General features: G+C 70.7%; 16 protein-coding genes. 13 read left to right on the top strand and 3 right to left on the bottom strand.

Annotated elements, in window-relative coordinates:
* Together IE307_RS30775 and IE307_RS30770 are read right to left on the bottom strand one after the other, a co-directional pair.
* Positions 1-1,266 carry a DUF58 domain-containing protein gene (locus tag IE307_RS30775; protein ID WP_191302898.1) on the bottom strand — a complete coding sequence of 422 codons (1,266 nt, stop codon included), beginning with the start codon at positions 1,264-1,266 and terminating at the stop codon, positions 1-3.
* A 2-nt stretch (positions 1,267-1,268) separates the two neighbouring features.
* Complete coding sequence (locus IE307_RS30770; protein ID WP_373306055.1) at positions 1,269-2,429, bottom strand: AAA family ATPase; 1,161 nt, start codon at positions 2,427-2,429, stop codon at positions 1,269-1,271.
* Positions 2,430-2,721: 292 nt separating this feature from the next.
* Here IE307_RS30770 and mraZ point away from each other — a divergent pair, with 292 nt between their 5' ends.
* From mraZ to IE307_RS30745, 5 genes are all read left to right on the top strand, one after another.
* Complete coding sequence (gene mraZ, locus IE307_RS30765) at positions 2,722-3,153, top strand: division/cell wall cluster transcriptional repressor MraZ (RefSeq protein WP_053733094.1); 432 nt, start codon at positions 2,722-2,724, stop codon at positions 3,151-3,153.
* 166 nt (positions 3,154-3,319) lie between these two features.
* The gene (gene rsmH / locus IE307_RS30760; protein ID WP_191302897.1) at positions 3,320-4,273 is read left to right on the top strand and encodes a 16S rRNA (cytosine(1402)-N(4))-methyltransferase RsmH; all 954 of its coding nucleotides are present in this window, start codon (positions 3,320-3,322) and stop codon (positions 4,271-4,273) included.
* Positions 4,270-4,914 carry a cell division protein FtsL gene (gene ftsL, locus IE307_RS30755; protein ID WP_191302896.1) on the top strand — a complete coding sequence of 215 codons (645 nt, stop codon included), beginning with the start codon at positions 4,270-4,272 and terminating at the stop codon, positions 4,912-4,914. Before rsmH ends, ftsL begins: the two co-directional genes overlap by 4 nt.
* Complete coding sequence (locus IE307_RS30750) at positions 4,914-6,815, top strand: peptidoglycan D,D-transpeptidase FtsI family protein (protein WP_191302895.1); 1,902 nt, start codon at positions 4,914-4,916, stop codon at positions 6,813-6,815. The genes ftsL and IE307_RS30750 overlap by 1 nt, the downstream gene beginning before the upstream one ends.
* A 246-nt stretch (positions 6,816-7,061) precedes the next feature.
* A complete protein-coding gene (locus IE307_RS30745; protein WP_191302894.1) occupies positions 7,062-8,162 on the top strand; it encodes a putative glycoside hydrolase in 1,101 nt (366 codons plus the stop codon).
* Here IE307_RS30745 and IE307_RS30740 read toward each other — a convergent pair.
* Positions 8,159-8,908, bottom strand: coding sequence for a universal stress protein (locus IE307_RS30740; RefSeq protein ID WP_191302893.1), 750 nt, complete (start codon positions 8,906-8,908; stop codon positions 8,159-8,161). The genes IE307_RS30745 and IE307_RS30740 overlap by 4 nt on opposite strands.
* A gap of 276 nt (positions 8,909-9,184) precedes the next feature.
* Between IE307_RS30740 and IE307_RS30735 the strand changes: the two genes are divergently transcribed.
* The 8 genes from IE307_RS30735 (at position 9,185) to IE307_RS30700 (ending at position 19,416) form a co-directional block, all read left to right on the top strand.
* Positions 9,185-10,711, top strand: a complete 1,527-nt coding sequence (locus tag IE307_RS30735) for a UDP-N-acetylmuramoyl-L-alanyl-D-glutamate--2,6-diaminopimelate ligase (protein WP_373306054.1) — start codon at positions 9,185-9,187, stop codon at positions 10,709-10,711.
* On the top strand, positions 10,708-12,168 hold the full coding sequence (locus IE307_RS30730; RefSeq protein ID WP_191302892.1) for a UDP-N-acetylmuramoyl-tripeptide--D-alanyl-D-alanine ligase: 1,461 nt from the start codon (positions 10,708-10,710) through the stop codon (positions 12,166-12,168). Before IE307_RS30735 ends, IE307_RS30730 begins: the two co-directional genes overlap by 4 nt.
* Entirely contained in the window at positions 12,165-13,250 is a 1,086-nt protein-coding gene (mraY, locus tag IE307_RS30725; protein ID WP_191302891.1) for a phospho-N-acetylmuramoyl-pentapeptide-transferase, read from the top strand. Before IE307_RS30730 ends, mraY begins: the two co-directional genes overlap by 4 nt.
* A 4-nt stretch (positions 13,251-13,254) precedes the next feature.
* A complete protein-coding gene (gene murD / locus IE307_RS30720) occupies positions 13,255-14,628 on the top strand; it encodes a UDP-N-acetylmuramoyl-L-alanine--D-glutamate ligase (protein WP_191302890.1) in 1,374 nt (457 codons plus the stop codon).
* A 71-nt stretch (positions 14,629-14,699) separates the two neighbouring features.
* On the top strand, positions 14,700-16,166 hold the full coding sequence (ftsW, locus tag IE307_RS30715; RefSeq protein ID WP_191302889.1) for a putative lipid II flippase FtsW: 1,467 nt from the start codon (positions 14,700-14,702) through the stop codon (positions 16,164-16,166).
* A 57-nt stretch (positions 16,167-16,223) separates the two neighbouring features.
* Positions 16,224-17,291, top strand: coding sequence for an undecaprenyldiphospho-muramoylpentapeptide beta-N-acetylglucosaminyltransferase (murG, locus tag IE307_RS30710; RefSeq protein WP_373306053.1), 1,068 nt, complete (start codon positions 16,224-16,226; stop codon positions 17,289-17,291).
* A gap of 41 nt (positions 17,292-17,332) precedes the next feature.
* The gene (gene murC / locus IE307_RS30705; protein WP_191303086.1) at positions 17,333-18,670 is read left to right on the top strand and encodes a UDP-N-acetylmuramate--L-alanine ligase; all 1,338 of its coding nucleotides are present in this window, start codon (positions 17,333-17,335) and stop codon (positions 18,668-18,670) included.
* Positions 18,667-19,416 (top strand): cell division protein FtsQ/DivIB, encoded by a 750-nt coding sequence (locus IE307_RS30700; RefSeq protein ID WP_191302887.1) that lies wholly within the window; start codon positions 18,667-18,669, stop codon positions 19,414-19,416. The genes murC and IE307_RS30700 overlap by 4 nt, the downstream gene beginning before the upstream one ends.
* Positions 19,417-19,692: the final 276 nt, after the last annotated feature.

The raw sequence follows: 19,692 nt of genomic DNA, 5'->3' as shown, positions 1-19,692 counted from the left end.
TCAGCCCACCTCCGAGCGGAACGACGAACCCCGGGTCCCCGCCGAGGCGCACAACTCCTGCCACACCTGCTGCATCGAGGCGGACGGCTTCGCGATCGCCACGCCCCAGCCCGCGCCGCTCAGCAACCGCCGGGCGTCCTCGGGTTCCGGAGCGGCGGCGTCGGTGCCGCCCGACCACGCGTTCACGTCCAGCAACACGGCCAGGCTGCGCGTGCCGCGCGGCCGGTACCGGACCAGTTCCTCCGCGGACGCAGGCGACAGTCCGCCGAGCACCGCGATGACCTCCTGGCCCGCGCCGGGGTCCATCCCGCCGCTGAGCTCACGGCGGTGCGAGCCCTGCAGCGCCGCGAGGGAGTCGAGCACCACGTGGTCGCTGTGGCCGCCGTCGGACGACCCGCCCGCGAGCACCCGCCCGTCCTCGGCGACCAGGCGGACCTGGTGGCCGAAGTGGTGCAGGTGCAGGCAGATCGACGCCGCGAACGAGATGGCCCACTCCAGGGACGCCGTCGGCCCGCTGCCGCGGTGCGCGTGGACCCGGTGGTCGAGCAGCACCGTCGTGCCGCCGCGCCACGGGCGTTCCTCGACGCGCACCATCAGCTCGTCCCGCCGGGCGGTCGACCGCCAGTGGACCTTCCGCAGGTCGTCGCCCTGGCGGTACGGCCGCACGACCGCGTCGTCCTCACCCTGACCGGCCCGCAGGCGCACCGAGCCGTCGTCGCCCGCGCCCATGCCCGAACCACCGGGCAGACCCGCCAGCCGCACGACGCGGGGCACCACGACCAGCCGCGACCGGCCCGCGAGTTCGCGGTCGAACTCGGCGAGCCCGAACGGGTCGGTGATCCGCGCCATCAGCGGGCCGACCTGCTGGACCCCGCGCATCACCGGCTTGAGCGGGTAGCGCAACGTCGTCGGCGTGTTGCGGGGCAGCCGCTCCACCAGGAACCGCGGCCGCGCGCCCAGGGCGTACGGGACGGTGTCCTCCAGCATGAGCCCGCCCGTGGGCAGCCGGCCCGTGCTGCGCAGGTCGAGCTTCACCTCGGACGCGGCACCGACCGGCACCCGGCTCGGCGCGAGGAAGCGGGCGGCGCGCAGGCCGACCCGGGCCCTCGTCGCGAGCCACGCTGCCAGCAGCGGCAGCGCGATGACGAAGGCCGCGACCCTGAGCAGGTCGCGTTCGTTCAGCACAGCGGCGCACACTCCGGCGGCGAACCCCGCGGCCAGCAAGCATCGTCCGCGTGTGGTCAGACCGGAGAGTGCGGTGCGCATCGTCAGCGTGGCGTCCCTGCGTTGTTGTTCATGCGGACGAACGCGGCGCTCGGGTCGAGCGCCGCCGTCGGCACCGGCACCCGCTGCAGCAACGCCCTGATCAGCTCGGCGGGGGACCGGCGGGCGGCCTGCGCCTCCGCGGTCAGCACCAGGCGGTGGGCGAGCACCGGGATCGACACCGCGTGGACGTCGTCCGGCACCACGAAGTCGCGGCCGGCCAGTGCGGCCTGCGCGCGGGCGGCGCGGACGAGGTGCAGCGTCGAGCGAGGAGAGGCACCCAGCCGCAGTTCCGGCAGGCGGCGCGTGGCCGACACCAGCTCGACGGCGTACCGGCGGACCTCGGGGGACAGGTGCACCCGGCGGACGGCCTCGATCAGCCGCAGGATCTGCGCCGCGTCCGAGACCGGCCGCAGGTCGTCGAGCGGGTTGTGGCCCGCGTGCTCGTCGACCATGGCGAGCTCGGCCTGCGGGTCGGGGTACCCGATCGACACGCGCGCGGTGAACCTGTCGCGCTGCGCCTCGGGGAGGGCGTAGGTGCCCTCCATCTCGATCGGGTTCTGCGTGGCGATCACCATGAACGGCGAGCCGAGCGGGTAGGTGTTCCCGTCGACCGTGACCTGGTGCTCCTCCATGCACTCCAGCAGCGCGGACTGCGTCTTCGGGGAGGCGCGGTTGATCTCGTCGCCCACGACGATGTTCGCGAAGATCGGTCCCGGCCGGAACTCGAAGTCGTTCTCCTGCCGGTTGTAGATCGACGAGCCGGTGATGTCGCTCGGCAGCAGGTCGGGCGTGAACTGCACCCGGCTCACGGTGCAGTCGATCGAACGGGCAAGCGCTTTCGCCAGCGAGGTCTTGCCGACACCCGGCACGTCCTCGACCAGCAGGTGCCCCTCGGCGAGCAGCGTCACGAGGGCGAGGCGGACCACGTCGGGTTTGCCGACGAGCACCCGCTCGACGTTGGCGGCGATGCGCTGGACGGCGCCGTGCAACTCACCCAGAACCTGATCGACCGGCGCGTGACTGTTCGCGCTTGGGCTTCCCGGCGTCACTAAACCTCCAGCAGCCGTGTCCGGAACACGGACGTGTGAGCGTTTCACGCAGTGTGTCAAACCACGGCTAAGTGCCCTACACCTGCGGGCCACATCGGGTTCGCGCCACCTCATTCCACCTTCCCCCACCGATGCGTTCCAACCGCATGTTTTGGCCAAAATTTCTAGGCCGTTCGAGTGCTTATTCGGGGCAGAACCCTCACCCGCGAAGGTGGTGCCTGACCACTTCCCCCACCGTCCCCCCAGGGCGCCCCACGGCGTCTACCTGGGAAAACAGGTTGCGACATGGTGTGCAAACACCTGTTTCAACGTTGACTGTGGTGAAAAGTGGGGTACTGTGGCGGCCGGTGGGGCAGACGGGGGCTCCACTGCCGGTCTCGTCGCCCGGCAAGGGAGGTGTTCGCCGATGTTCCTCGGCACTCACTACCCGCGCCTGGACGACAAAGGTCGGCTGACACTGCCTGCGAAGTTCCGGGACGAACTGGCGGGAGGTCTCATGGTCACCAAGGGCCAGGACCACTGCCTGTACGTGTTCCCCCGGGCGGAGTTCGAGCAGATGGCGAGGAAGGTCGCCGAGGCGCCGTTCACCAACGACGCCGTACGCGCCTACCAGCGTTATCTGTTCGCAGGAACGGACGAGCAGCGTCCGGACGGTCAGGGCCGCGTCCTGATCGCACCGGAACTGCGCCGGTATGCCGGGCTGACCAAGGAGTGCGTGGTCGTCGGCGCGTTCACCAGGTTGGAGATCTGGGACGCGGCGGCCTGGCAGACCTATCTCGACGAGCACGAGGACGGCTACGCCACCGCTCGCGAGGAGGTCATTCCGGGCGTCTTCTGATGGCGGTCAGCCGAGCAACAGGCCGGATGTTCAAACGCGATTCGGGTGCCGTGAGGCCTCGGTCCGCTCGAGTATCGGCCCTGGCGCACCTTCCCCGGCGCCAGGTTCGACGGGCGGGCGGGGACCTGACGTCACCCGAAACGCGCATCAGGGGAGCAGAGGGACGATGGATCAGCCGCGGCACGTACCGGTGCTGCTGGACCGCGTCCTGGAACTCTTCGCTCCAGCGCTGCACGGCAAGCCTGCCATCGTTGTCGACACGACCCTCGGCATGGGCGGCCACTCCGACGCGCTGTTGAGCGCCCACCCCGAACTCACGCTCATCGGGCTCGACCGCGACCCGCAGGCCATCGAGATGGCCGGCAAGCGCCTCGCCCGTCACGGTGACCGCGTCCACCTCGTGAACGTCACCTACGACCACATCGACGAAGCCGTGGAGGACCTCGGTTTCTCGAAGGTCGACGGCGTGCTGATGGACCTCGGCGTGTCCTCGTTGCAACTCGACGAGGAGGAGCGCGGGTTCGCGTACTCGAAGGACGCCCCGCTCGACATGCGGATGTCCAAGGGCACCGGCATGACGGCGGCGGACGTCCTCAACACCTACGGGCACGGCGACCTCGCGCGGATCCTCTCCACCTACGGCGAGGAGCGGTTCGCGGGCAAGATCGCCTCCGCGGTGCTGCGGGAGCGCGAGAAGGAGCCGTTCACGAACTCGGGCCGGCTCGTCGAGCTGCTCTACGCCGTCGTGCCCGCGGCCTCGCGGCGCACCGGCGGGCACCCGGCGAAGCGCACGTTCCAGGCGCTGCGGATCGAGGTCAACGGCGAGCTGGAGTCGTTGCGGCTCGCGCTGCCGGCCGCGCTGGGCGTGCTCGGCATCGGCGGGCGGATCGTCGTGGAGTCCTACCAGTCCCTCGAGGACCGGATGGTGAAGCAGGCGCTCGCGGAGCTCGCGAAGTCGAAGACGCCGCCGGGCCTGCCGGTCGAGCTGCCGGGCCACGGGCCCGAGGTCAAGCTGCTCACCAAGGGCGCGGAGCTCGCGAACGAGCAGGAGATCGAGGACAACCCGCGTGCGGCGCCGGTGCGCCTGCGCGCGGCCGAGCGGATCGGAGCACCGAGGTGACGGCACCCGCACGGGTCGGCGGGCCGTCGCCCCGCGACCCCTCGAAGGACAAGGCCGAGCAGAAGGACAAGGCCCGGCGCCGTTCCGCCGGCGCCGAGCGCGCCTACGCGCGGCGGGCCCAGCGCGCGTCGAACCTGCGCGGCGGCACCGCGAGCCCGCAGCAGAAGGTCGTGTCCAACGCCCCGTTCGTCGTGCTGGTCATGCTCGTGCTGGGCGCGGGCGTCGCCGGGATCATGTACTTCTCCACCCAGGCCGCCGCCGACACCTACCGGTTGCAGGAGGCACGGGCGGAGGCCGAGAAGCTGACGTTGCAGATGGAGCAGCTGCGCCGCGAGGTGGCGTTGCTCGAGTCGCCGACCGACCTGTCCCGCCGCGCGAGCGAGATGGGCATGGTCGAGCCGACGAACCCGGCACGGCTGCGGCAGAACCCGGACGGGTCGATCGAGGAGTTCGGCAAGCCGAGCGCGCCGACCAAGTCGACGCCTCCGCCTCCGCCGTCCCCGGAGACGCCCGCGCCGCCGCCCGGTCAGGAACCGCCCGCCGGCCAGCAGCCGCCCGCCGGCCAGCAGCCGCCCGCCGGCCAGCAGCCGCCCGCCGGCCAGAACCCACCTGCCGGTCAGACCCCTCCGGCGGGTGGCTGATGCCCGGTCCGCAGCAAAGGGGCCCGCGCCGCCCGTTGTCGGTGCGCGGCTCCCGCCCGGCCGCGCGCCTGGGCGGCAACAGCAGGCTGCGCATCGGCGTCGGCCGCGTGCTGCTGATCGGCGCGCTGCTGATCGCGGGCGTCAAGCTCGTGCAGGTGCAGGGCATCCAGGCGGACGAGCTGTCGCTGCAGGCGCAGAAGCAGCGCACGACGCCCATCGACATCCCCGCCGAGCGCGGGTCGATCCTCGACCGCAACGGCAACCAGCTCGCGTTCTCGATCGAGGTGCGCGCGCTCTACATCCTTCCGCAGCGCGCGCGCAAGACCTGGGACGAGGCGCACGCGAAGGACGCGGAGAAGTACCCGGGCACCTATGACGAGCACGCGCGCGAGGTCGCGAAGTTCATCTCGTCGACGCTGGGCCCCGAGGTCAACGGGGAGAAGACCGACGAGGAGACGGTCTACCAGCAGCTCGTGAAGGACATCTCCTACGAGGTCCTGGTCAGCGAGGCCGAGCCGGCGAAGGCCGCGAAGATCGTCGAGAAGTTCCCGACGGAGATCGGCTCGGAGTACCGCTCCAAGCGCATCTACCCCAACGGCGAGCTGGCGTCGAACATCATCGGCGCGGCCAACTGGCGCCAGGAGGAGAAGCCTCCGACCGTCCAGGGCATCCTCGGGCTGGAGAACGCCCAGGACAACGTGCTCGCGGGCCGCACGGGCCGGCGCGTGGTCGACACGATGTCGGGCGACGACACCCTCGTCATCCCGAACACCGAGCGCGAGCTCGTGAAGCCGCAGCCGGGCAAGAGCCTCGAGCTGACGATCGACATCGACACGCAGCACGCCGTCCAGAAGATCATCACGGACTACACGAAGAAGACCGGCGCCAAGAACGGTTCCGCGGTCGTGCTGGACAGCCGCACCGGCGAGATCGTCGCGATGGCCAACGACAAGACCTACGACCCGACCGACTTCGGCAAGGCCTCCGAGGACCAGAAGCGCAACACCGCGGTCGCCTACAGCTTCGAGCCCGGCTCCGTGAACAAGATCGTCACGGCCGCCGCCGCCGTCGAGTACGGCCTGTTCAAGCCGGGCGACGTGCTGCAGGTGCCGGGGTCGATCAAGGTCGCCGACCGGGTCATCAAGGACGCCTGGAACCACGGCACCGTCCCGATGTCGTTCACCGGCGTGTTCGCCAAGTCCTCCAACGTCGGCACGCTGGAGGCCGCCCAGCAGGTGGGCCAGGAGCGCTACGCCGAGATGCTGCAGAAGTTCGGGCTCGGCCGCCGCACGAACTCCGGCGTCCCGGCGGAGGAGGCAGGCCAGGTCCCGCCGCTCGGCCAGTGGTCCGGCTCGACCTTCGGCAACCTGCCGATCGGCCAGGGCCTCTCCATGACGTTGCTGCAGATGACCGGCATGTACCAGGCCATCGCCAACGACGGGGTGCGCATCCCGCCGCGGCTGGTCCGCGCCGAGATCGGCGAGGAGGGCGCGCGCTCGGAGAAGCAGCGTCCGGACGGCGTGCGCGTGGTGTCGCCGGAGACGGCGAAGACCGTCCGCGAGATGTTCCGCTCGGTCACCCAGTCCGACCCGCGCGACGCGAACCAGAACGGCACCGGCAAGCCGGCCGCCGTGCCCGGCTACCAGATCGCGGGCAAGACCGGCACGGCGCAGCAGATCGACCAGGCCTGCAAGTGCTACTCCCAGTCCCAGTACTGGACGACGTTCGCCGGCATCCTCCCGGCCGACAACCCGCGCTACGTCGTCGGCATCATGCTCGACGCGCCGTCCGGCGCCCAGTCGGCCGCGCCCGTGTTCCACGACATCGCGACCTTCCTGACCCAGCGGTTCCAGGTGCCGATGTCGGCCGAGCAGACGCCGTACGTCCAGCTGCAGCTGTAAGGGCGCGCATTGTGCGTGGCGCGCCCCGGATCCACAAGAGGTGCGGATGCGCCCAGGCGTGATCCCGTTCTTTTGACTGTGAAAACTTCTTCGTGTTGAGACGCATTTCATCCCGTTTAATTCTCCGAAACCGGAGAGCTGAACGAGGTGAGGTGCGTCGTGCGTTCCATCGGATATTCGATCTTGGCGTTGTTGCTGGGGATTCCGGTCGTTCCTGCAGCTCAGCCTCCGGAGGAAGTGCCTGACGTGAAGTCGTACTGGCTGCACATGAACAGCACGAACGTTTCCGTGGAAATGATCGAGAAAGAGGCTGAACGACGTTCGTACGTCGTGTTGAACGCCTGGGAAACCGATCTTGCCGCGAAGTTCAAGAAGGCGAACCCGGAGATCCAGGTGTTCGTCTACAAAGATCTCTCCTCGACGCGCAGCTACGCCTGTTCCGGCGGTGCCGACGACGCCGACCTCCCCACCGGCGTCGGCTACTGCGCGGCCGACCCCTCGTGGTTCCTCACCGACTCCGGCGGCAACCGCCTCGAGTACGGCGGCTACGCGGGCCACTGGCAGATGGACGTCGGCAACGCCGAGTACCAGAACGCCTGGGCGGACAACGTGATCGCGTCCTCGGCGAAGGCCTTCGACGGCGTCCTGATGGACAACGCCCTGTTCGCCTGCGACACCTACCACCAAGGCGTCTGCCCGGCGGCGTACCCGACCGACGCCGCGATGCGCGAGGCCTACCTCTCGATGCTCGCCGGCACCAGGCAGAAGTTCGTGGACGCTGGCCTCAAGACCGTCGCGAACATGTCCAACGCCCGCTTGTACGAAGGCGCGTGGGACTCCTACGTCGAACACCTCGACGGCGGCTTCGACGAGTGGTGGCTGACCTTCGGCGACAAAGACCTGCTCTCGGAGTACCCGCAGGGCTGGAGCCGGCAGATCGCCCAGATCACCGCCAACGAGGCCAAGGGCAAGATCACCTGGGTCCAGCCGCACCACAGCGGCGCCGAACAGCCGTTCCGCTACGCCTTCGCGAGCTACCTGCTGGCCAAGGGCGAGCACGCCGCGATCTCCGAGATCGACAAGACCGACGGCTACGACGGCCCCTCGCAGTGGCGCGGCGAGTACGACTGGGACCTCGGCGCACCCCTCGGCGAGCACCACGAGATCGCGAAGAACGTGCACCAGCGCGACTTCGAGTGCGGCACCGTGCTCGTCAACGCCAACAAGACCGGCAGCGCCCCGCTCACCGTGCGCCTCGCCGAGACGCAGAAGAACGAGCACGGCGCGCCGGTCACCTACGTGGTGTTGCCGGGCACGACCGGAACGGTGCTGCGCAAGGCTTGTTAAGGAGTCTTGCGGTCGTCGTGCATCGGCTCCGGCCGAGCCACCAGCACCGGACACGACGAGTGGTACAGCGCGGCTCTGGTGATCAGACCGACCCCGTCGTGCTGCCCGCCGCGCCCCACCACGACGAGGTCGGAATCCAGGGCGGCCAACGCCTCGTGCGGGTGCCGTGACTCCACCTGCACCTCCGGCGTCAGCTCGGGAGCGGTGGTGCGCAGGAACAGCACGGCCCGGCGGACCGCGGCCTCGTCGCGCGGCACGGAGTCGCCGTGCTGGGCCGGCAGGTGGACGTGCAGCAGCCGCAGCCGCGCTCGGCGGGTGCGGCAGAGCTCGACCGCGCGCCGCAGCACGACCGGGTCCTCGCACCCGCCGACGGCAGCGGTGATCCAGCCGTGCTCGCCGCGGATCGCCTGTGGACGTCCGCGCACCACCACGACACCGCACCGCGCGCGGCGCAACACCGGGAGGACGAGGGATCCCAGCCCCAGGCCGCGGTGCTGTTCTCCCTTGCACCCCAAGACCAAGGTCGCGCTGGAGTCCGACGCCCCCACCAGTGCGGCCACCGGGTCGTCCCCACTGCGGCGGAAGTGGGCGGTGAGCATCGGGAGCCGTTCCAGGACCCGCTGGACCGTCGTGTCACCGGGGTCCGCGAGGTACACCTGGAGGTCCGTCCTGAGCGACCACGCGTGGCGCGCCGCCCATTCGAACGCGTGGTACGCGAACTCGGACGTGTCCACACCGACCGTCACGGATCGACTGAAGTCCGGTGCCCAGAAGGAAAACCTCCTGGGTTCCACCGCCGTGCCTGTTCTCATCGCCGCCTCCTGCCGACTCACACCTCACCGCAGGTGCACGAGTGCTCACAGGGCACTAAGTCACCAACCCGGCAGGAACTTGTGCGGCCGGACGGGCTCGCTCACGAGGACCAGCGCGGACGGCCACCCGAACGGCTCAGAGCCGCTGATCATCACCCGAACGCCAACGCGCCGCTCGGCCACTCCGCGCACGCCGGTAGCCTCTTGCCCGTGCCTGCCAAGCTCGAGGGCAAGGTCGCGACCGCCCCGCCCCGCCCCAACGCCATTCGCCCTGCTTCCGTGGCTGCTCTCGCCGCGGTCGCCGACGTGCACCTGACCAGGCCAGCGCATGCCGACGTCCAGGTGACAGGGGTTACTCTGCGTGCTCAGCACGTGGTCGCCGGAGACCTCTACGCCGCGCTCCCGGGCGCGCACGTGCACGGTGCCGACTTCGCCGCGACGGCGATCGAGAACGGTGCCGTCGCCGTCCTGACCGACGAGGCCGGAGCCGCGCGCGACGCCCTCAAGGACGTGCCCGTGCTGATCCACCCGCGTCCTCGCGAGGTCGTGGGCCTGCTCGCCGCGCACGTCTACGGACAGCCGTCGACCAAGATCAGGTTGTGGGGTGTCACCGGCACGTCCGGCAAGACCACCACCACGTACATGATCGAGTCGGTGCTGCGCGCCGCGAACAGGCAGACCGGTCTCATCGGCACGGTCGGCACCCGCATCGGCACGGAGCAGCTCGACAGCTCCCACACCACGCCCGAGGCGCCCGACCTGCAGGCGCTGTTCGCGGTCATGGCCGAGCGCGGCATCACCGACGTGGCCATGGAGGTGTCGAGCCACGCCCTGGAACTGGGCAGGGTCGCCGCCACCGAGTTCGAGATCGGCGCGTTCACGAACCTCAGCCAGGACCACCTCGACTTCCACTCCTCGATGGAGGAGTACTTCGAGGTGAAGGCGCAGCTGTTCGACGGCCGCGCGCGCAAGGAGGTCGTCTGCGTCGACGGCGAGTGGGGCGAGCGGCTCGTGAAGCCGGGCACCACCACCGTCGCCACGACCAGGGCCGCCGACTGGACCTCCGGCGACATCGAGGTGTCGCCGACCGGTGAGCAGACGTTCACCGCGCACGGCCCCGGCCTCGACGTCGAGATCCACCTCCCGCTCGCGGGCAGCTTCAACGTCGCGAACGCGCTGCTGGCCATCGCCTGCCTGCACGCGGAGGGCATCCCGGCGGCCGCCATCCAGGAAGGCCTGGGGAACGTCCAGGTCCCCGGCCGCATGCAGCGCGTCGACGAGGGCCAGGACTTCACCGCGGTCGTCGACTACTCGCACAAGCCCGCCGCCGTCGCCCTCGCGCTCGACGCCGTGCGCGCCAAGACCGACGGCCGGGTGATCATCGTGCTCGGCTGCGGTGGCGACCGGGACCGGGCGAAGCGGCCGTTGATGGGCGCGGCCGCCGCGGAACGCGCCGAGGTGTTGATCATCACCGATGACAACCCGAGGAGCGAAGACGCGTCCTCCATTCGGGCCGCCATGCTCGAGGGCGCCCTCGCCGCCGAGAACCGGGGCGAGGTGCTCGAGATCGGCGACCGGTTGCTCGCGATCCGCAAGGCCGTGGAACTGGCACGTCCGGGCGACGTGGTCGTCGTGGCGGGCAAGGGGCACGAGACGGGACAGGAGATCGCCGGCGTGGTCCAGCCGTTCTCGGACGTCGAGACGCTGACCGCCGCGATCAGAGAGGCGCACCGTTGATCGCACTCACGCTCGCCGAGATCGCTGAGATCGTCGGCGGACGCCTGCACGCCACCGATGGCAGTCCGGTGGTCACCGGCACCATCGAGTTCGACACCCGCAAGGTCACCGAAGGGGGTCTCTTCCTGGCCCTGCCCGGTGAACGCGTGGACGGTCACGACTTCGCCGCGCAGGCGGTCGCCCAGGGCGCCGCCGGCGTGCTGGCGGGTCGCGAGGTCGACGCGCCGTCGGTCATCGCGCCGCCGGTGGAGACCAGGCACGCCAACGCCTACGTGCTCGCCGGTGACACCGGCGGCGAGGGCGCGGCGGTGCTGGAGGCGCTGGCCAAGCTCGCGCGCCACGTCACGGACCGCCTGAAGGACCTGACGATCGTCGGCATCACCGGCTCCGCGGGCAAGACGTCCACGAAGGACCTCATCGCCCAGGTGCTGAGCCCCGCCGGGGAGACCATCGCCCCGCCCGGTTCGTTCAACAACGAGCTCGGCCACCCGTGGACCGCGCTCAGGGCCACCGAGGACACGAAGTTCCTCGTGCTGGAGCTGTCGGCGCGCGGCATCGGCCACATCGCGAACCTGTGCGAGATCGCCCCGCCGAAGTTCGGCGCCGTGCTCAACGTCGGCACCGCGCACCTCAGCGAGTTCGGCTCGCGCGAGGGCATCGCGCAGGGCAAGGGCGAGCTGGTCGAGTCGCTGCCGCAGGACGGCGTCGCCGTCCTCAACGCCGACGACCCGCTGGTCGCGGGCATGGCGAGTCGTACGAAGGCCAAGGTCGTCCTCGTCGGCGAGAGCCAGAAGGCCGACGTCCGCGCCGAGAACATCGTCCTGGACGAGCATGCCCGTGCGAGCTTCACGCTGAAGACCGCGAAGGGCGACGCCGAGGTCAAGCTCGGCGTCAACGGCACCCACCAGGTCGGCAACGCGCTGGTCGCGGCCGCCATCGCACTCGAGCTGGGCGCCACGCCGGACGAAGTGGCGCGACGGCTCGGCGCGGCCGAACGGGTCTCCGCGCACCGCATGGACATCAGGGACCGTCCCGACGGCGTGACGGTGATCGACGACGCCTACAACGCGAACCCCGACTCGGTGCGGGCGGCGTTGAAGGCGCTCGCGTCGATCGCGCGCTCCTCCGCGCCCGCCCGCCGCAGCTGGGCCGTCCTCGGCCCGATGGCGGAACTGGGCGACGACGCGGTGCGCGAGCACGACGAGATCGGCCGCCTGGTGGTGCGCCTGGACATCAGCAAGCTGGTCGTCGTCGGGGAGGCGGCCCGCGCGATGCACCAGGGTGCGCACCTGGAAGGATCTTGGGGAGACGAATCCGTCAGGGTGCCGGATGCCGACGCGGCCATCGCGTTGCTCCAGGGGGAAGTCCGGCCCGGTGACGTAGTGCTGGTCAAGGCATCCAACGCCTATCGCCTGTGGCGCATTGCCGAGGCCCTGCTGGAGGCAGGAACCAAGTGAAGAGCATCCTGATCGCCGCAGCGATCGCACTGGCAGTGTCGATCCTGCTGACGCCCTACCTGATCAAGGTCTTCTCGCGCCAGGGTTTCGGCCAGGAGATCCGCGAGGACGGTCCGCAGCACCACAAGACCAAGCGCGGCACGCCGACCATGGGCGGCCTCGCCATCCTGGTCGCGATGTGGGCCGGTTACCTCGGCACCCACCTCGTGAACTCGATGTCGGCCTCGGCGTCGGGGCAGACCCCGACGGCGTCCGGCCTGCTCGTGCTGATGCTGACGACGTCGCTCGGCATCGTCGGCTTCCTCGACGACTTCATCAAGATCCGCAAGGCCCGCAACCTGGGCCTGAACAAGACGGCGAAGCTGGTCGGCCAGTTCATCGCGACGATCACGTTCGCGGTCCTGGTCCTGCAGTTCCCGAACAAGGACGGCCTGACGCCCGCGTCGGTCAACCTGTCGTTCGTCCGCGACATCACCGTGGTCTCGTTCGGCGTCGTCGGGTTCATCGTCTTCTGCTACGGCATGGTCGCCGCGTGGTCGAACGCCGTGAACCTGACCGACGGCCTCGACGGCCTCGCCGGCGGTTCGTCGGCGATGGTGTTCGGCACGTACGTCGTGATCTCGTTCTGGCAGTTCCGCTACAACTGCTCCAGCTACGCCGTGGCCGGTTGTTACGACGTGCGCGACCCGCTGGACCTCGCGGTGATCGCCGCGGCCGCGATGGCGGGCTGCATCGGCTTCCTCTGGTGGAACGCGGCTCCGGCCAAGATCTTCATGGGTGACACCGGTTCGCTCGCGCTCGGCGGTCTCGTCGCCGGTCTCGCGATCGCGACCCGCACCGAGCTGCTGATGATCGTCATCGGTGGTCTGTTCGTGGTCGAGGCCCTGTCGGTGGCGTTGCAGGTCGCGGTCTTCCGCACCTCACGACGGCGGCTGTTCCGCATGGCGCCGTTCCACCACCACTTCGAACTCGCCGGGTGGGCGGAAACCACTGTCATCATCCGGTTCTGGTTGATGGCCGGCATCTGCTGCATGTTCGGTCTCGGTGTCTTCTACAGCGAGTGGCTGACGGGCGGGTTCTAGAGCTATGACCAAGCTGGCCGGTTCGAAGGTGCTGGTGGCCGGTGCTGGAGTGACCGGCCGGTCCGCCGCGGAGGCGTTGCTCGCGGCGGGCGCCGAGGTCGTGGTGACGGACTCGTCGCCCCAGCGACTGAGCGCGCTGGAAACGCTGCTCGAGGGCGTGGAACTGGTGCCCGGCCTGTCGGAACCCCCGGCCGGCACCTCCCTCGTCGTCACGAGCCCCGGCTGGCGGCCGTCCAGCCCGTTGCTCGCGGCCGCCGCCTCGGCGGGCATCGAGGTGATCGGCGAGGTCGAGCTGGCCTGGCGGATGGCCTCGGAGCTGGCCGACCCGCCGGTGTGGCTCGCGGTGACGGGCACGAACGGCAAGACCACGACGGTCGGCATGCTGGAGTCGATCCTGCACGCCGCCGGAGCGGACGCCGTGGCCTGCGGCAACGTCGGCCTTCCCGTCGTGGACGCGCTGCTGGCCGGTCGCCGGGTGCTCGCGGTGGAGCTGTCGAGCTTCCAGCTGCACTGGGCGCCGTCGGTGCGGCCGCAGGCGGGCGTGCTGCTCAACCTCGCCGAGGACCACCTCGACTGGCACGGCGGCATGGACGCCTACGCGCAGGCCAAGGCGCGGGTCCTCACCGGTGACGTGGCGATCGGCTGGCTCGAGGACGACCTGGTCTTCGACCTGCTGGAGGCCTCGCCCGCCCGTGACCGCGTCGGGTTCACGCTGGAGGAGCCGGAACGCGGTCAGCTCGGCGTGCGCGACGGCTGGCTGGTCGACCGGGCGTTCGCCGACGACGAGGCGCTGGTCGAGGTCGCGAAGATCCGCCCGGCCGGTCCTCCCGGGATCGCGGACGCCCTGGCCGCCACGGCTCTGGCGCGTGCCTACGGCGTGCCGTCCGAGGCCGTGCGCGAGGGCCTGGAGGCGTTCGAACCGGCCGCGCATCGCGCCGTGCTCGTCACGGTCGACGCCGCGGACGTCAAGTACGTCAACGACTCGAAGGCGACGAACCCGCACGCGGCCGTGGCGTCGCTGCGGGCGTTCGAGAGCGTCGTGTGGATCGCCGGCGGGCTGCTCAAGGGCGCGTCGGTCGAGGACATGGTGCGCACCGAGGCGCATCGGCTGCGAGGCGCGGTCCTGATCGGCGCCGACCGCGCGGTGATCGCCGAGGCTCTCGCGAAGCACGCGCCGGACGTCCCGGTCCACGCGCTCGACCTCGCTGAGGACGAAGACCCGATGCTCGCCGTGGTGCGTGCCGCGCAGGAGCTCGCGCAGCCCGGTGACACGGTGCTGCTGGCTCCCGCGGCGGCGTCGATGGACATGTTCACCGACTACGCGCACCGCGGGCAGGCGTTCACGGACGCCGTCAAGCGCCTGACAGGTGGCCGGTAGGGTTCGAAAGGGGCGGCGACACGCCCCCAGGAATCCCCGTTCGAGCGCTTGACACAGGAGACGATGATCTGGTGACCGTCGTCGCCGACAAGCCGAGAAGCAAGCGGAAGGTCCGTCCCGCGGGCCGCGTGACCTCGTTGCGCACCGGCCTGACGTCGTGGCTGAGCCGCCCGCTCGCCGACTTCCACCTCCTGCTCGCGATCTTCGGCATGCTCACCGTGCTCGGCCTGGTGATGGTGCTGTCGGCGTCCGCGCCCGGCCAGGTCGCCTCGGGCGTGTCCGCGTACAGCGTGTTCCAGAAGCAGCTGATCTACGTCTGCATCGGAGCCGTGCTGTTCTGGGTGATGCTGCGGTTCCCGCTGCGCAAGCTCCGGCACTTCTCGACGGCCGCGATGGGCATCGGCGTCGTGTTGCTGGCACTGGTGCTCACGCCGCTCGGCGACGTCCGCGGTGGTGCGCGGTCGTGGTTCACGCTCGGGCCCGTCTCGTTCCAGCCGATCGAGGCCGTGAAGCTCGCGCTGGCGTTGTGGGGCGCGCACGTGCTGGTCACCAAGCGGGCGCTGCTGTCGCAGTACCGGCACCTGCTGGTGCCCGTCGTGCCGGTCGCGATGCTGGTGTTCGCGCTCGTCATGTTGCAGCCGGACCTCGGCGGCACGATCACGCTCGGCGTGGTGCTGATCAGCCTGCTGTGGTTCGTGGGCGCGCCGATGCGGTTGTTCGGCGTGATCGCCGCCGGCGCGGTCGCGGGCGCCACCGTGCTCGCGATCGGTGCCGCGTACCGGCTGAAGCGCGTGACGTCGTTCCTCAACCCCGACGCCGACCCGGACGGCGCGGGGCACCAGGCGCGGCAGGCGATGTTCGCGCTGGCCGACGGCGGCCTGTTCGGCAAGGGGCTCGCGCGGGGCAGCTCGCAGTGGCGGTACCTGCCCAACGTCGAGTCGGACTTCATCTTCGCCGTCATCGGCGAGGAGCTCGGGTTCGTCGGGTGCGCGCTGGTGCTGGGGCTGTTCGGCGCGCTCGCGTGGGTCGGCCTGCGGGTGGCGTCGCGCAACACCGACCCGTGGATCCGGATCGTGGCCGCGACGCTGACGGTGTGGCTGGTCGCGCAGGCCGCGATCAACATCGGCTACGTCGTGCAGCTGCTGCCCGTCACGGGCCTCACGCTGCCGATGATCTCCTCCGGCGGCACCTCGATCGTGATCACCATGATCGTGTTCGGCATCCTCGCGAACTGCGCGCGGCACGAGCCCGACGCCGTGGCGGCCCTGCGCTCGCTCGGCCCCGGCCGGGTCGGTGGCCTGCTCAAACTGCCCGCACCCGAGGCCTACCGGGTACCCGCCAAGCGCAAGCCGGTCCGTCCGTCCACACCGCCGCGCGCACCGGGACGTTCACGCACGCAGCAACTTCCGGTGGTGGACGAACGTCGTATGGCTGGACGCTCGGCTCCGCCGTCGGAGTACCGTCGCCGCGAATCGCGGCGCACACAGGGCCGTTCTGAGCTTGGCCGGTCGACCCGCGGTCGCGGGCGATCGAACTGATTTGATTCCTCGGAGGAAGTCTTGACCGGGCACCCTGCCCCCAGTGGTCCGTGCGTCGTGGTCGCAGGTGGTGGCACCGCGGGACACATCGAGCCGGCACTGGCGCTGGCCGACGCGGTCATGCGGCTGCGGCCGGACGCGCGCGTCGTCGCGCTCGGCACCGAGCGCGGCCTCGAGAGCAAGATCGTGCCGGCCCGCGGCTACCCGCTGGAGCTGATCCCGCCGGTGCCGATGCCGCGCAAGCCCACCCTCGACCTGCTGAAGCTGCCGCTGAACGTGCGCGGCGCCGTGAAGCAGACCCGTGAGGTGCTGGAGCGCGTCGGCGCGGACGTCGTCGTCGGGTTCGGCGGTTACGTGGCGCTGCCCGCGTACCTGGCCGCGCGTGGCCGCATTCCTATCGTGGTGCACGAGGCGAACGCCAAGGCCGGTCTCGCGAACAAGGTCGGCGCCAAGTTCGCCGAGCACGTCGCGGCCGCCGTGCCGGACTCCGGCCTGAGCGACGCCCAGATCATCGGCATCCCGCTGCGCCAGTCGATCACGTCGCTGAACCGCGCGGCGCTGCGCGACGAGGCCCGCCGCTTCTTCGGCCTGGACCCGCACGCACCGGTGCTGCTGGTGTTCGGTGGCTCCCAGGGCGCGCGTTCGATCAACGAGGCCGTGGCGCCCGTGGCCGCCGAGTTCGCCCGTGCGGGCGTGGGCGTGCTGCACGCGTACGGCCCGAAGAACACCATTGCGGTGCAACAGGTTCCGGGCCGTCCGCCGTACGTGCCGGTGCCGTACCTGGAGCGCATGGACCTGGCGTACGCCGCCGCGGACGCCGTGCTCTGCCGTTCGGGCGCGATGACCGTCGCCGAGGTGTCGGCCGTCGGCCTGCCCGCGGTGTTCGTGCCGCTGCCGATCGGCAACGGCGAGCAGGCGCTCAACGCCGGCCCCGTCGTCTCCGCGGGCGGCGGCATCCTCGTGCCGGACGAGGAGCTCACGCCGCAGAAGGTCGCGTCGCTCGTGGTGCCGCTGATGGCGGACCGCAACCGGCTCGCGCAGATGTCCGCGGCGACGCTCGGCACCGGCCGTCGCGAGGCGGACGAGATCCTGGCCCGCACAGTTCTGGATGTGATCAAGAAGTGAGCCTCGAACGCGTCCACCTCGTCGGCATCGGTGGTGCCGGCATGAGCGGAATCGCCCGCATCCTCCTGGCGCGCGGCGTGCAGGTGTCCGGTTCGGACGCCAAGGACTCGCGCACCGTGCTGGCCCTGCGCGCCCAGGGCGCGCGGATCGCCGTCGGCCACGACGCCGCGAACCTGGACCAGCTCGACGGCGGCGCCACCGAGGTCGTGGTGTCGACCGCGATCAAGGACACGAACCCGGAGTACGCGGCGGCTCGCGAGCGCGGCATCACCGTGCTGCGCCGTGCCGAGGCCCTCGCGGCGTTGATGGAAGACCATCGCGTCGTGTGCGTCGCCGGCACGCACGGCAAGACGTCGACCACGTCGATGCTCACCGTGGCGTTGCAGCACTGCCGTGTCGACCCGTCGTTCGCGATCGGTGGTGACCTGAACGAGTCCGGCGCCAACGCCCATCAGGGCACCGGTGGCGTGTTCGTGGCCGAGGCCGACGAGTCCGACGGCTCGTTCCTGTTCTTCTCGCCGTCCGTCGCCGTCGTCACGAACGTCGAGGCCGACCACCTCGACCACCACGGCACCGTCGAGGCCTACACGGCCGTGTTCGACTCGTTCCTCGAGCGGATCGTGCCGGGCGGCGTCCTGGTGTCCTGTGTGGACGATCCCGGTGCGGCGCGGCTGATCACCGAGGCCCGTGCGCGCGGAATTCGCGTGCGCGAGTACGGGCGTTCGGCCTCCGACGCGCGTCTGGTCGACTACAAGCCGTTCGAGTCCGGTGGCCTCGCGTCGGTCGAGATCGACGGCGTGCCGGTCGAGGTCCGGGTCGCGGTGCCGGGCGAGCACATGGCGTTGAACGCGATCGCCGCTCTGCTGGCCGGTCTGGAGCTCGGTGCCGACCAGGCCGGGCTGCTCGAGGGCCTCGCGGCCTTCGGCGGTGTGCGGCGGCGGTTCGAGTTCAAGGGCCGTGGCGGTGGCGTGTCGGTGTACGACGACTACGCCCACCACCCGACCGAGGTCGACGCACAGCTGCGTGCGGCACGCCCGGTCGCCGGCGCGGGCCGCGTCGTCGTGGTGTTCCAGCCGCACCTGTACTCACGCACGCGCACGTTCGCCACCGAGTTCGCCGCCGCTCTGTCGCTGGCGGACGAGGTCGTCGTGCTGGACGTCTACGGCGCCCGCGAGGAGCCGGAGCCGGGCGTGACCGGCGCGCTGATCGCGGACCAGGTCACGGCCTCCGTGCACTACGAGCCGTCGTTCGACCGCGTGCCCGCCCTGGTGGCGTCGCTGGTGCGCGAGGGCGACCTCGTGGTCACCATGGGCGCGGGCGACGTGACGATGCTCGGCCCCGAGATCGTCAGCGCCCTGGCGAGCGACGAGCAGGCATGAGCGCCCCGGTTCGCGGCAGGTCCACGCGAGTTCGCCCCGCGAACCGGAGACCGAAGAGCGCGGAGTTCAAGGCGCGGCGCAGGGTCATCCTGCGCCGCCGCCTGGTCGCGCTGCTGACAGTGCTGTCCGTGGTGGCGTTGGTCTACTGCGTCTTCTTCACGCCGTTGCTCGGCGTCAGCCAGGTGGACGTCCGCGGCAACGTGGCACTCACCGAGGACGAGGTCCGCGCCGTGGCGTCGATCGAAACGGGATCACCCCTGGCGCGCCTGGACCTCCAGGAGATCCACGACCGCGTCGCCGGCGTCCCCCGCGTCGCTGCGGTGGAGGTGGAACGCCAGCTCCCCGGCACGGTCCGGCTGCTGCTCACCGAACGCGTCCCGGTCGGCTCGGTGAAACTGCCCGACGGCTTCCACCTGGTCGACTCGACCGGCAAGGACTACGCGGTCCTCCCGGCCGCCGCCCCCGGCGTGCCCGAGCTGGTGCTGACGCTGCCGTCCTCCACCGACCCGGCCACCCGCGCCGTCGTCGGGGTGCTGAACGAGCTGCCGGAGAAGCTGCGGCCCGAGGTCGTGTCGGTGGCGGCGACGACCGGCGCCGACGTGAAGCTGACGCTCACCGGCAACCGCGTGGTGAAGTGGGGCAGCTCCGACGAGACACCGCGCAAGGGCGCCGTGCTGGTCGTGCTGCTCACCCGGGAGGGCACGACCTACGACGTGTCGTCGCCGGACCTGGCCACGGTCTCCTAGCCCGCTAGCGGCGCGGTGACCGCGGACGGGACGGCGCCGGGAACCTGCGCACGCGCCGATTCGAGGACCTCGTGATCGGCTGTGAGCACACGGGGACCGCTCGAGGTTCGCCGGCTGTCCCGCCCGGTCGCGCCGACGCGACCCGCACGAGCAGGCTGCCCAGCCTGCTCGTGACGAGTTCCAACACGATCGCTTCGACGAAGAGCGAACGCACGGACGCGGGTGCGGATGCCAAGACTTGCCTCCTGGTGATGAACGACTGCCGTGTTCATCGGA

This window comes from Lentzea cavernae, assembly GCF_014653695.1.
Classification (GTDB): domain Bacteria; phylum Actinomycetota; class Actinomycetes; order Mycobacteriales; family Pseudonocardiaceae; genus Lentzea; species Lentzea cavernae.
Note: the sequence above shows the minus strand (reverse complement) of the source record. Positions and strands in the feature narration are given on the sequence as shown.